The 12,394-nt window shown below is 41.1% G+C and carries 12 protein-coding genes and 1 riboswitch; of the genes, 4 read left to right on the top strand and 8 right to left on the bottom strand.

Annotated elements, in window-relative coordinates; genetic code table 11:
* Nucleotides 1-220: 220 nt before the first annotated feature.
* Together EV282_RS01865 and EV282_RS01860 are read left to right on the top strand one after the other, a co-directional pair.
* Nucleotides 221-1,396, top strand: coding sequence for a S8 family peptidase (locus EV282_RS01865; protein WP_130293275.1), 1,176 nt, complete (start codon nucleotides 221-223; stop codon nucleotides 1,394-1,396).
* A 123-nt stretch (nucleotides 1,397-1,519) separates the two neighbouring features.
* Nucleotides 1,520-1,711, top strand: coding sequence for a hypothetical protein (locus EV282_RS01860; RefSeq protein WP_130293273.1), 192 nt, complete (start codon nucleotides 1,520-1,522; stop codon nucleotides 1,709-1,711).
* Between the two features lie 152 nt (nucleotides 1,712-1,863).
* Here the strand turns inward: EV282_RS01860 and EV282_RS01855 are convergent, their stop codons facing one another.
* Entirely contained in the window at nucleotides 1,864-2,151 is a 288-nt protein-coding gene (locus EV282_RS01855; RefSeq protein WP_130293271.1) for a hypothetical protein, read from the bottom strand.
* 176 nt (nucleotides 2,152-2,327) lie between these two features.
* Here EV282_RS01855 and EV282_RS01850 point away from each other — a divergent pair, with 176 nt between their 5' ends.
* Entirely contained in the window at nucleotides 2,328-2,519 is a 192-nt protein-coding gene (locus EV282_RS01850) for a hypothetical protein (RefSeq protein ID WP_130293270.1), read from the top strand.
* Nucleotides 2,520-2,576: 57 nt separating this feature from the next.
* On the opposite strand, the gene EV282_RS01845 is transcribed toward EV282_RS01850, so the two are convergent.
* From EV282_RS01845 to EV282_RS01815, 6 genes are all read right to left on the bottom strand, one after another.
* Nucleotides 2,577-4,505 carry a vWA domain-containing protein gene (locus EV282_RS01845; protein ID WP_130293268.1) on the bottom strand — a complete coding sequence of 643 codons (1,929 nt, stop codon included), beginning with the start codon at nucleotides 4,503-4,505 and terminating at the stop codon, nucleotides 2,577-2,579.
* Nucleotides 4,506-4,570: 65 nt separating this feature from the next.
* Nucleotides 4,571-5,455 carry an ATP-binding protein gene (locus EV282_RS01840; protein WP_130293266.1) on the bottom strand — a complete coding sequence of 295 codons (885 nt, stop codon included), beginning with the start codon at nucleotides 5,453-5,455 and terminating at the stop codon, nucleotides 4,571-4,573.
* Between the two features lie 340 nt (nucleotides 5,456-5,795).
* Nucleotides 5,796-6,530, bottom strand: a complete 735-nt coding sequence (locus tag EV282_RS01830) for a YdcF family protein (RefSeq protein ID WP_130293263.1) — start codon at nucleotides 6,528-6,530, stop codon at nucleotides 5,796-5,798.
* An 84-nt stretch (nucleotides 6,531-6,614) separates the two neighbouring features.
* Entirely contained in the window at nucleotides 6,615-7,106 is a 492-nt protein-coding gene (locus EV282_RS01825; RefSeq protein ID WP_130293262.1) for a hypothetical protein, read from the bottom strand.
* A gap of 34 nt (nucleotides 7,107-7,140) precedes the next feature.
* Nucleotides 7,141-7,223, bottom strand: a riboswitch (cyclic di-GMP riboswitch).
* 143 nt (nucleotides 7,224-7,366) lie between these two features.
* Nucleotides 7,367-8,806 carry a sodium/pantothenate symporter gene (panF, locus tag EV282_RS01820; RefSeq protein WP_130293261.1) on the bottom strand — a complete coding sequence of 480 codons (1,440 nt, stop codon included), beginning with the start codon at nucleotides 8,804-8,806 and terminating at the stop codon, nucleotides 7,367-7,369.
* Nucleotides 8,803-9,090 (bottom strand): YhdT family protein, encoded by a 288-nt coding sequence (locus EV282_RS01815; RefSeq protein ID WP_130293260.1) that lies wholly within the window; start codon nucleotides 9,088-9,090, stop codon nucleotides 8,803-8,805. Before EV282_RS01815 ends, panF begins: the two co-directional genes overlap by 4 nt.
* A gap of 430 nt (nucleotides 9,091-9,520) precedes the next feature.
* On the opposite strand from EV282_RS01815, the gene EV282_RS01810 reads away from it, so the two are divergent.
* Nucleotides 9,521-10,081 carry a transposase gene (locus tag EV282_RS01810; RefSeq protein WP_347400179.1) on the top strand — a complete coding sequence of 187 codons (561 nt, stop codon included), beginning with the start codon at nucleotides 9,521-9,523 and terminating at the stop codon, nucleotides 10,079-10,081.
* Nucleotides 10,082-10,198: 117 nt separating this feature from the next.
* Here the strand turns inward: EV282_RS01810 and EV282_RS01805 are convergent, their stop codons facing one another.
* Nucleotides 10,199-12,172: a methyl-accepting chemotaxis protein gene (locus EV282_RS01805; RefSeq protein ID WP_130293258.1), complete on the bottom strand. Its 1,974-nt coding sequence runs from the start codon at nucleotides 12,170-12,172 to the stop codon at nucleotides 10,199-10,201.
* Between the last annotated feature and the right edge of the window lie 222 nt (nucleotides 12,173-12,394).

The raw sequence follows: 12,394 nt of genomic DNA, 5'->3' as shown, positions 1-12,394 counted from the left end.
ATGTGTGTTATGTAATGTTTACTATCGTAACTCTATCTTAAGATAATAGTTAAGTCTTACATGTTAGGCTTTATACATAGTCACATAGACTCATTCATCACTGTGACGTGGTAAATTTTCATTATTTTCAGATAATGTTAAAGGATTCTGTAGAAAATTGTTGAATCCCTTTAGCAACCCAGCCAAGCTTGCTTGGTAAATACATCAGAGGAGTGATTTTATGTTAAAGCGTTTCGTGGCAGGCGCCGCGTCTTTACCACTATTGATATCTTTAGCTCTCCCGGCCTCAGCTGCAGAGCCCGAAGTTCAGGAGGCTTCATTTACATCTGCTAGTAAACAGCAGGCTGCACCACAGGAAATCATCGTTCATTATAAAGATTCGGTTTCTGCTGCTTCAGCTGGAAATGGTGCTTCAAAGTTTGGTGAGGTTGTCGATTCAACGGAAGATTTCACTGTTGTAAAGGTGAGTGGAAATGTAGCAGATGCGGTTAAGAAGTTTGAAAGTCTCGATTCTGTAGAGTACGCAGAGCCAAACACTACTTTACACGTAAGCTACGTTCCAAACGATCCAGATTATAAAACAAAACAATATGCTCCTCAAAAAGTGAGTGCTGAACAAGCTTGGGATATAACACAAAGTTCATCCAACGTAAAAATTGCAGTTATCGATACAGGTGTTGATTACAACCACCCTGATTTAGCAGGAAAGGTAATCAAAGGTGCTGATTTTGTTGATGACGATAACGACCCAATTGACGAAAACGAGCACGGTACACATGTTGCTGGTATTGCTGCAGCTAACACGAATAACGGCGTTGGTATCGCTGGTCTTGCTCCTAAAGCTTCTATTCTTGCAGTTCGTGTTTTAGATGCAGATGGCAGCGGATCGCTAGACGATGTTGCTCAAGGTATCCGATATGCGGCTGACCAAGGTGCTCAAGTGATCAACTTAAGTCTTGGCGGTTCAATTGGATCACAAACACTTCAGGATACGGTTAACTACGCTTGGAATAAAGGTTCTGTCGTTGTAGCAGCAGCCGGAAACTCTGGCGTTGCTCTCCCAAGCTATCCCGCTTATTACTCGAATGCGATCGCGGTAGCGGCAACTGATCAGAACGATCAGAAAGCGTCCTTCTCAAACTTTGGTACGTGGGTTGATATTGCAGCACCTGGTGTAAATATTTATTCTACGACACCAAATAATCAATATGCGAGTTTCTCTGGAACTTCCATGGCATCACCGGTTGTTGCAGGTGTAGCAGGGCTTTTAGCTGCTCAAGGTAAAAACGCTTCGCAAATTCGCGCAGCACTTGAAGATACAGCTGATCCTGTTACGGGTACAGGCACACTTTTCCAAAACGGACGTGTGAACGCAGCAAAAGCTGTTCAACAATAAATAGATGTTTCATAGCCTCCGGAAGTATCCTCCCCCTATGCTTCCGGGGGGTTTTTTGTTTAAACTCCGCCGCTTTTTGAAACACTGATATTAAGGATTAGTTGTAAGAGCGGAGGAACTGATATGTTTGGTTTTGGAAAAAAGAATGAGCATGAGCAAGGCAAGGAAAATGGAACTCAAGATCAGTCTACTGATGCAGAAAAAAAACAGACTGAGAATGAAGCAGAAGAGAAGATCGTGTATTTCTTTTTAATCGGTACAGCTATATTCGGTGCAGTGCTTTTGTATCTTGGCATTTCGAAAGAGTTTACTTGATTCTATCGACTTGTGAGACAGCCCTCTTTATTATAAGAGGGCTTTTTTTCCGAAAAATAGTCGTATATATAGAAGGACTCATGATAGAATATGTCGAATTTTGAAGAGATGAAAAATATGTAAAAATTAAAAAGACGCTGCGGAGACTGTAATCACTTTCCCCGAAGCGCTTTGATTTCTTTTTTTAATGCAGTCAGTTGGTCTTGAATATCTTTCATTTGAGTTTCTTGTTCTTGCTGATCTTTCTGTTCCTGGATTTGATCAATGTAAATTTGTCTAAGTGCAATGGCAGCACTTACTGTGGCAAGAAAGTCTGCGGCTGTTGTAAGAGCTGACGCAAACAGGGCAAGCTCTGCTGCAAATGTAGTTGCATCTTTGTTGTTTGCCAAGAATTCTTCTTCTGCTGTTTCCAAAACGACGTCTACCACACGTTGGTTCAAGCCATTCACCCCTTCTTTCCTACTTTTTAATACAATATGCGTTTGCCTCAGTTACGGTGCTTTTGCCTATTTGTATTTACAATGATTTTAGCAGCAATAATTTTGTTTTTTCGTAGTTGTTTATTGAATGAATAGGCATTTCGACCGATATAAAAGATATTAGGGGAGGTTTGGCGATGGAACAATGGCTTTCTTTTCGAATTCCGTTTGATATTTTTTCGATTTATATCTTGGTCGCAGCATTTATAGTAGTCGGAATTTTTTCAAGCCTGCTTCGAACAGCCTTACCAGAATGGTCTGTCAAAATTTTTAGTTATGCAGGGTTCTTGGGAGTCGTTTTTGCTTGGTTGAAGCTTTTGGAATATTAATACTTACATACATACAGAAAACGCCCGTGGTCATGATGCCACTGGGCGTTTTAACATTTATATCGATTTAAAAAGAAGTTTTCTGAGAACCGGCATGAGATAATCGACGAGTTCAGCAGCACTTGGAACGACAACGTTTTGCGGACCATAGATGTTTTGCATGAGTTTCTCTTCCTCTTCCGTAATTTCTCCGTTCGCGATGAACATGCCGATTGTTTCGATTCCGAGCTTTCGTGTACGGGTAACAGCTTCATATGTATCGAGTACTCCGTGTGATTCGTAATCAAAAGCTGCCGGTTCACCGTCAGAGAAAACGAGCAGAACTTTTTGCTGTTCCGGACGTTTTGCCAGTTCTTCACCCATTCGGCGGATAGAGTAGCCGTCGCGGTTGTCTTCCTGGGGTTCTAATTGCATGATCGAAGCGCCTGGCTGATGAAGCGAGTTTCTGTACGAGATCACTTCATGAAAATAGTTCGGCTGATCGTCTGTTGTCGCGTCAGCTGCATCTTCCCAGAAACCGACGACAGAGTGCGGAATTCTGAGAGCTTTTAACGTTTCATGAAAAAGGACGATCCCTTTTTGGGTCTCTTCCATCTTGTTGAACATGGACGCAGAACAGTCGACAAGAAGCGTGAAAGTTGTATCGAGTTCATGCTGAGACTCTTGTTTTTTTCTAAAAAGTCTAGGGTTTTTGTCTGTTGCGAGTCTTGTAAGCTTCTTTCCTAGTCTTCCAAAGTGCAGGTCTTCTCTTGGTGCCGATCGTTTATGTTCCATCGTTTTCAGGAAATTTTGTTTAAGCTGTGTGACAAATGGTGCGATTTCTTGTTCAAAGAGCTGATATTGAGCGAACTCTTCAGGTGTTGCCGGTTTGGCTGGCAGGATGTGTTCTGTCACGTTTTTGTTCACTTCGCCGTATCGGTAGTGATTCGCTGAGTCTGAGCCGGTCTCGTTGTTGTCGGTCTCAGCTTCATGTTCGTTTTGAGAGTTGAAATCGTTGTTGTCCGTCGTTTGCGCGCTCGTTTGGATAGATCCGAACACCGCGTCACCACTATCTGCTTCTCTCGCTGCTTCTCCTAATAGATCGGTATTCGTTCCTTGATCCAGGTCCATCTGTAAAAAGGAATCCTGCGGGTCAGACGTTTCATCATGCCAAGAAGAATACTCTTCTTTCTCCTGCTCGTCTTTTTTATCTTCTTTATCTTTGTCTTTTTTGATCGTCTTTTTCGTTTTTGTTTCGGTGTTGCGGGTTAGGTCGTCAAATGTTTGATCTTCGTTTGCGGTATCATTTATGTTCGGCTTATCGCTGAAACTGCGATAGGTTGTTTTCATGTCTTGGAATTCTTGGTGTCGCTTTGTGATCTCGGCCATTTCGGTTATCGTTGCCGCGATATCTTGGGTGGACTCTGCAGTTGTGAGCTGTGTAAGCATTGGGCGCAGTTCTTGATAGAGTTCTTGTGTTTCAGGCGGCACCGCCACAAAGCGTTTATTCGCTAAAAGAATGACATGACAAAATAAAGCGTCAAGAATGCGCTTTTGCTGGATATGCTTTCTGTATTCACGGTTGTAATGCACCTGGAACGTCTCTTTGCGGAGCTTGAACGCATGAGTCATCCCAGGTCTTTTTTCTATGCAGATCTGTTCCAATCGGAAGTCTTCCGCAAAGAGCAGCATCTGTTTTAAGAACTCACGGTGCGGATGTGTTTTCAATTCATCCAGCGTGTTCCAGATCACGTTATCATCGGTATGAAACTGTGTGCCATAGCTGCGCAAATATACGTCAGATTTCCAGCCTTCAAGCTGAATCTCCCGCGGGTATGGGTTCCAAAACTGACTGACATGCGTGATGCCCTTCTTTCTCTCGAGGTTAGAATGGTACGAGAAAGAAACGTCCATCTTTTCCACCTTTGAGAGGGAACGCGCAAGGTCAATCAGCTGCATATGAACGAAAGAATCGATCTTTGTATCCGCAAAAACTAGGAATTTCATCTAGGCGAAACCTCCAAAATCATCGTGGGAAATAAATTGTAGGGGGTCTGACCCCATTTCCCAGCTTACACAAACAGCGTCGCAGCCACGTTGGCAACGAGGGCGCGTTCACGGGCATCTTCAAGCTTATCAGCGATTGCACGCTGGATTGCACGCTTCGCCGGCAAGTAAACAGAGAGATCAGCAGCATCCAGCAATGCGCGGATGGATGCGGCATCCTCAGACAGATGGCCGGCTTTCGCTTGACCGATCAAGTCTGACGAAAGCTGAACAAACTTCTCAAGCACCTCTTCGTCTTTTTGCTGAGACTGGCTTTTCAACATTTCTTTTAACGTATCTCCCTGAATATATGGCACCTCGATTACGACAAAACGATTTTTCAGCGCTTCATTCAACGGCACCGTTCCGATATAACCTTCGTTGATCGCAGCGATCACATTGAAACCGGGTTCAGCTTTTACCACTTCACCTGTAAATGGGTTTGCGATCGTACGGCGATAGTCCAGCATACCGTTTAAGATCGGCAGCGTTTCAGGCTTTGCGATGTTGATTTCATCGATGTATAAAAAGTGACCGTTGTTTGCTGCTTTTGTTACAGGTCCAGGGATGAATTCAATCTCTTGTTTGCCGTCTTTGTAGCTTAAGGTTTTATGGCCGAGAAGCGCTTCGGCATCAAGGTCAACAGAAGCGTTTACCTGGTGCAGCGGCTGTCCGAATAAATTCGACAGCAATTCTGCAAGCTTTGTTTTACCTGATCCTGTCGGGCCTTTCAGCAATACATTCTTCCCTAATGCAAGTGCGATCACCGCGTCCTCCACAAGAGAAGCATCAGGAGCAGTGTAGCCTGTCTTCCCGATCAATTCTTTATATACATCAGGTAATTTTTCTATTCGTTGAGCCGCTTCATTCTGCAGCTTTTCTTTTATCTCAATCGGGATTTGAAGGTTCATAATCAAAAATCCTTTCTTTCATCTATCCACAGTATTTCCAGTAATTTCGTTACATAAATCCTTACACAATGTAACATTGTAAGCTTTTTCAAGGCAAGTCTGTAGAATTTCGCAAAAAAACACTTAGTTCGCGACAGCGACCTAAGCGTCTTTATCCTTTTTCATAAGTTCGATTATATGCGGCTTCGGCTCCCAGCAATTAAACGTATAATCAGGTTTGGTCTCGTATCCAAGACGTGTGCAATAATAAAACATTCCTTGGTCCGTTTTCTGAGGCTTAAAATTCACGCATGTGGCGCAGCAATGGTACTTATTTGTTTTCATAAGAGTCACTTCCTTTTTACCGGTCGGTGAAGTAGCTTTTGATGATCGCCATATACTCTCTTACATGAGCTTGAGGAATGGATGAAATTCTAAGCGGTGATCCGAGCCCTTCCGCTTCAACCCCGACACGCTCCGCAATCATTTTTGTTCTAAAAAGATGAAAGTCACTTGTCACGATCAACACCTGGTCGTCAGGCTGTATCATCTTTTTCGTATATAAAAGGTTTTCGTATGTACTCGTCGCTTTTTCTTCAATGGTTATACGTTCAGGCTGTATGCCATTCTCCATCAGATAATTTTTCATAATGGTGCCTTCACTCATCGTTTTCCCGAACCCAAGACCGCCGCTTACGATAAAAGTAACTTCAGGATGATTCTCTGCGTATGCTAACGCTTGATCAAGTCTGCCCTTTAAAACGGCACCTGGACGATTGTTCTTCGTACCTCCACCAAGAACAAGGATGGTATCGATTTTTCCAGAAACCTTCTCTGGATCCGTATTGGCAGATGCAAGAATAAGAGTTTCTAGGGTTGCTGCAAAAAGAAAAAGGGTTATTACAATTGTTAGAGTCGTCTTCTTGTACTTTTTAAAAAGATAGATTGCTGCTTCGTACTTGAAAAAAAGGACAAAAAACATAGCACCCAATAAGAAAAAAACTGCTAAACCCATGTCCATGTTGGTCGTTTGAACGAGCATAGCTGTCGCATATACAAAGAAAACAGTGCTGAGAGTAAAAAAAACTTTTTTCATAGATTCGGCTCCGATTTGTTAGATTCTACCTTCTAGTATATAGGAAAAAGAAAAAGAGCGGAGTTTGAGTTCCGCTCTTTTTAACTACTTTTTATTGATATCGGCTTTTTTAATTTCTTGTTCAATTTCTTTTGTGATATCCACTTTAATGGCTCCGGTTGTTTTTGTTGCTTCTTGTTCGATCTCAGCTGTCTTCTTTTCTACAGCCTCATTTTTTCGTTTTGTTATTTCTTCAATTTCATTCGTGTAATGAGCATTCAATTCTTTCTTCTTTGCTTCAATGATGTCTCTTTTATTTGTATCTAATTCATCTTTTGCACTGGATACAATTGATTTTACAGTCGCACTAACATTTTTTAATAAAGTTTCTTTCTCTTTGTTAAGCTCACTATCAATCTCAGTTTTGAATGTATACTCCAAAATTTTAGCATATAAGGCATCAGCGAGCTCTGGCTTTGCAGCGAATACCGAAGTTGTTCCGATGCTCATTGCAAACGTTGTTGCCAACACCACTTTCGGCCATTTCTTTGCTGCCTTCTTCTTCGTACCAAACTTTTCTTTTCTTGAGATTTCCATAAAAAATACCCCTTCCTTAATCTAATAGAACGAAAAAAGAAGCGGTCGGTTGCGCTACTAGCTCTGGTCATTCCAAGCGCCCACATACAGAATGACCTTCAATGCTCCACACTTATTTAATTATATTCTGATATTAAATTACCACCAAAGGATATTACTGTAAATAGGTATTTAGAATTTTTTACATACGTTACAAATTTTAGCGAAAACGTATGTTACAAAAGAAAAGCGGTATCGTCCACCTGAAGCGGACAATATCGCTAAAATGTATTTGTCTGGGGACTGTCCCCTTTTGTGAAACTTCCCACAATGTATGCAAAGAAAGCAAGTACAATCGGCATGACTACCGTGTGCATACCCCAAAGGTTAGGATAGTTCAAGTGAATCCACATGTATGAACCTACTCCGACTACTATCGAAGCAATCGCGCCGTTCGCATTTCCTCTCTTCCAATAGAGACCCATCACAATCGGCCAGATGAAGGCTGCTTCTAAGCCACCGAAGGCAAAAAGATTCAACCAAATAAGTAGATCAGGCGGGTTGATAGCCATCGCAAAAACACTCAATCCTACTACTGCCGTAATACCAAAGCTTAATCTTTTTACAAAACGTTCCTCAGCATCAGGTTTAATATAATTGATATAAACATCTTTAATGATTGCTGAACTTACGAGTAGAAGGACTGAGTCAACAGTAGACATCACCGCTGCGAGTGGTGCAGCAAGAACGATACCCGCTAACCAGCCCGGCAGTACTTCCAGCGCAAGTAATGGCATAACTTTATCAGGCACTTCAATACCTGGCAGAATCACTCTTCCAAACACTCCAGCTAGATGCATCCCCAGCATGATAAAACCAACCACAAACGTTCCGATGATCATGGCACGGTGCATTGCTTTCGAATTACGGTAGCTCATAGCGCGTACCGATATCTGTGGTAATCCAACGACACCTACACCAACCAAAATCCAGAAAGAAGATACAAATAACGGTGTTAGTGATTCATCGGAGCCAAAAGGCGATATAAGATTCGGATTTTCTGCTCGTAGTTCACCCATGATGTTTTCAATCCCGCCACCAGCCACAATGGTACCGGCTAATATAATTATTGTACCTATTACCATTACGACGCCTTGAATGGCATCCGTAATAACAACAGCTCTGAAACCACCTGCTATGACATACACTAATACGGAACCTGAGAAAATGAACAATGCAGTGGTGTACGATACACCTGTAAACGATTCGATCAGCCTTCCTCCTCCAACCCATTGTGCAGCCATGGCTGAAAACAGAAAGATAACGATACTTAATGCTGATAAAATAACAACCCACTTACTTTCATATCGGGCTTTCAGGAAATCAATAAGGGTTACAGCATTGATTTTCCGGGCTACGATTGCAAACTTTTTTCCTAAAACAGCGAGTGTAAAATAACCTGTTACAAGTTGCGCCATCGCAAGAAGAACCCAGCCAAGACCAAGCTGATAAGCGGCACCAGGGCCCCCAATAAAACTCGATGCACTTCCGTATGTAGCGACCATCGTCATCGCAAGAACAAAACCACCAAGCTCACGTCCGGCTAAAAAGTAATCTTGTAAAAAAGAAGGTCCGCTCTTAATGTGCCTTGATGTATATATACCAATCAAAAATACAAGTACTAAAAAGAAAGCTAAAGGAAGAATAACGTCCAAGTTCATCGAGAGTCACCCTCCCCTTCATTGTCATCAGAGTCAAATGGAACTTCTTTAAAGAAGAACTTCACCATTATAAAAACTAAAATGGTAAAAACAATAAACCCTAAGATACAGCTATAAAAAAACCATGCAGGAAAACCGAGTATGTATGTATATTCCTTAACCGGCCGGCCACCTAGTCCATACGCGAAAGCATACCACCAAATAAAATTCAAAATCGCAAGCACCGAACCCATAATCGCTTCTTTATTAGAGATCCTGTATCGCCAGTCGTTCCCTTTTTTCATTGTTCAACCTCCTGGACTTACCATAAAAAAGAATAAAAGCTCCTCCATTACTATGGCAAATTCACAAACTCTTGTCGAGTTCTTTCGACTAATTGTACACTTCGATAAAGTTATTTATAATCCTTGTTCCGTTTTTCTATAAACGGTTTCACTTTTAGGGCGCTTGTATTGCTACTATAACTAGATTTAGAGGAATAAATATGAGTATTTCCGGGGAAATTTGATAGAATTTGCGTAGAAAATACAGCACTCGACAAAATGCGAAGGTATCATCAACATTCTAAAATTAACAAAATGGTACCGTTTGTATTTTCCTTTTCTCTTAGGTGTTTTACTCCAAAACATTAAGGGAAATAAATTGTTTGGGGACAGTCCCCATTTCCCACTTTGGCAGCTTCCATAGTAAAATATAAGAACCACCCGAAAGGAGGTGATATTTATTCCTAGAACCCGTCGCATTTGGTACCCCGATGCTGTTTACCATGTGACTACGCGTGGAAATCGCAGGGAGCCTCTCTTCTATTCCCACTTGGATTTCCATCGTTATCTTAAGATCTTAAGTCACTGCGTACAAAAGCATTCTGTTGATTTATTCGCTTATTGCCTCATGTCCAACCACACTCATCTTCAAATTCAGTGCAGCAAGTCCCCACCCGGAGATTTCATGAAAGAATTAAACGAAACTTACGCCATGTATTTCAACAAAAAGTATGAACTTACTGGTCATGTGTTTCAAGGTCGCTATGGTGCAGAATTAATAGAGGATCGTTCCTATCTCTTAGACACTAGCCGATACATTCACATGAATCCGGTAGCAGCAGATCTCGTCATGTTTCCTCTTGAATATCCGTGGAGCAGTTACCGTTATTATGTTACTCAGTCGGTATGTCCCTTCGTGGAAACCTCAATGATTCTAGAACAATTTCAAAATTCAAAGCCTCAATATCGTGATTACGTAGAAAGCAGGACCTCACCGGTAGCAGAACTTTAACATCATTTTATATAACTCTATGAAAATTAAAGTCAGTCGTGGCAAGGAAAAGCCGGTTATGTTCTTCTCACGAAGACAAAACCGGCTTAAGTGTATTTGACTGGGGTCTGTCCCCCTCTAGAACTTGAATTTTCTTACATGAACTCGCATTTGTTCAGCATATTGCTCCAGCTGTTCAGCAAGGTGGTTCAATTGCTCCATAGAAGCTGCTTGCTGTTCTGAAGATGCAGAGACTTCCTCCGTTCCGGCAGCAGTTTCCTGTGTAATTGCTAATATATGTGATGCATTCTCTAATAGTACATCTTTTTGCTTTGTCATTTCTTCAACGGAAATAATAACATCTCTTAATTTTTCCGAGTTACCTTGCACCGCTTCTGAAATAGCTGAGAAAGAATTTTCCGTTTCTTCTACAGCTTCACCTTGAGATAGGATGAGTGCTGCTGCAGCTTGAACTTGTCCGACAGTTGTTTGAGTAACTGACTGCATTTCAGAAATTAAATGGCCGATTTCCTTTAATGATCCTTCTGTCTGCTCAGCGAGTTTACGAACTTCGTCTGCGACAACAGCAAACCCTCTGCCTGATTCTCCAGCACGAGCAGCTTCAATTGCCGCATTCAGAGCTAACAAATTTGTTTGATTAGCTATGTCGCTAATGGTGTGTACAATTTCCTGAACACTCCCTGACGATTCATCTAGCTTTTTTATAGATGTGATCATTTCTTTTGTCATTTCGGTTGTTAATACAGACTTTTCTTTTAGGAAGCCTACTTTTTCAACTCCTGTTAACGATGCTTGATTCATTTGTTCAGTAGCTTTTTCAATGGCTTCTCCTTGTTTTTGCACTTGAATAATACGATCTGCTAGAACGTTTGCGGCTTTTGCATTTCCTTCCATCAATTCTGCCTGATGCGATGATCCGGCTGCAATTTGCTGCATAGTCGTTGAAACTTCCTGTGCTGATGCAGAATTTTCTTCAGCACTGGCTACTACCGTTTGAGATGCATCTGTAACATGGTCGGTAATTTGAGACATCTCCCTTATTAACATGCGCATTTGGTCTGACATTTCTATAAAACTATCTGACAATTGGCCGATCTCATCTTCTCTATCGATGGATACACTTGCTTGCAGATTTCCATTTTTCATTTCATGCATAGCTTCAGAGAGCTGTTTCACCGGTTTTGTAACTCTTCTGGATATATATATGGAGATAATTGCAGCCACTACTAGAGTTATTAATAGAGCTATTCCAATGGGCAGGAGAATGATAGATGCCTTTTTCTCAAATTCACTTATGGCCACCGTGCCCACAAGTTTCCAACCGGTCATATCATTTTTTGTGTAGCTGAAGACCCGATCCTGATCATTCATTTCTGTTATCACTACACCTTCGTTTTCTTTGATCTTTTTATAATAAGGCTCGTTCGTTGCCGTTTTCCCGAGCTTTTTTGCCTGAGGATGCACCATATAATTACCAGAGTTATCAAGAAGGATTGCATATCCTGTGCTTCCAATTTTCACATTTTGCATGAGTGTCAGAATGTCATTAACCGCAATATCAATAGCTGCAACCCCTATAATAGTTTCGTTATATTCGACAGCTTTAACCGCTTTGACAACTGGACGGTCTGTTGCAGGGTCAATAAAGGGATCTGTCCAAATGACATGTTTCGGATCTTTTTTAGCTTGCTTATACCAGGATGTAAGCGTCTGGTCCTTTACATGTTCTGAAGGTATCGGATATATGATAGCTTCTTTTGTTTCCGAAATAAAATAACTATTCATGATTGCTTCGTTTGATAGATGATAGTCTTCAAATTTTGAAATAATAAAATCGGGACTATCTCCTTCTCTAAATAGTTTAATTCCCATTGAATCCGCATAAGCTGAGACAAAATCAGCGTTATCTTCTAAAAATCGATTCAGTGATTCATTTAAATCGTGTATTCTGGCTGAAGTATCTTCGGACGAGTTATCAACAGTTGACTTCACACTAAAAAAATAGCTCACTCCACTTACTATTAAACCAGTCATAATTATCAACAATAAAAAAGGCACTAGAATTTGCCTTTGCAGACTTTTTTTAATCATTTTCTTCCTCCATGTGTGTACTTTTTCTAGGCAGCAAAAAGTATATCGACAGGATGTTACAAATTATTTAACAAAAAAACCGAAAATGTATTTTCCAGAAAGACATTTTCGGCAAATTTGTATTTGACTGGGGTCTGTCCCCCTATATGTGTAAAAAAATAATAGACTAGACACAAAATATGGTATATAATTATTACAAGATTTACCGATATTAATGGTGCA

The sequence above is a fragment of the Fictibacillus sp. BK138 genome (genome assembly GCF_004216955.1).
Lineage (GTDB): Bacteria > Bacillota > Bacilli > Bacillales > Fictibacillaceae > Fictibacillus.
This window is presented reverse-complemented; position numbering and strand designations above follow the sequence as displayed.

What these genes read in the sequence shown, in the direction of transcription:
- EV282_RS01840 (WP_130293266.1), bottom strand. Translation starts at nt 5,455, where the DNA reads ATGAACCTTCAAATCCCGATTGAGATAAAAGAAAAGCTGCAGAATGAA.
- EV282_RS01830 (WP_130293263.1), bottom strand. Translation starts at nt 6,530, where the DNA reads ATGAAAAAAGTTTTTTTTACTCTCAGCACTGTTTTCTTTGTATATGCG.
- EV282_RS01860 (WP_130293273.1), top strand. Translation starts at nt 1,520, where the DNA reads ATGTTTGGTTTTGGAAAAAAGAATGAGCATGAGCAAGGCAAGGAAAAT.
- EV282_RS01845 (WP_130293268.1), bottom strand. Translation starts at nt 4,505, where the DNA reads ATGAAATTCCTAGTTTTTGCGGATACAAAGATCGATTCTTTCGTTCAT.
- EV282_RS01805 (WP_130293258.1), bottom strand. Translation starts at nt 12,172, where the DNA reads ATGATTAAAAAAAGTCTGCAAAGGCAAATTCTAGTGCCTTTTTTATTG.
- EV282_RS01815 (WP_130293260.1), bottom strand. Translation starts at nt 9,090, where the DNA reads ATGAAAAAAGGGAACGACTGGCGATACAGGATCTCTAATAAAGAAGCG.
- EV282_RS01825 (WP_130293262.1), bottom strand. Translation starts at nt 7,106, where the DNA reads ATGGAAATCTCAAGAAAAGAAAAGTTTGGTACGAAGAAGAAGGCAGCA.
- panF (WP_130293261.1), bottom strand. Translation starts at nt 8,806, where the DNA reads ATGAACTTGGACGTTATTCTTCCTTTAGCTTTCTTTTTAGTACTTGTA.
- EV282_RS01865 (WP_130293275.1), top strand. Translation starts at nt 221, where the DNA reads ATGTTAAAGCGTTTCGTGGCAGGCGCCGCGTCTTTACCACTATTGATA.
- EV282_RS01850 (WP_130293270.1), top strand. Translation starts at nt 2,328, where the DNA reads ATGGAACAATGGCTTTCTTTTCGAATTCCGTTTGATATTTTTTCGATT.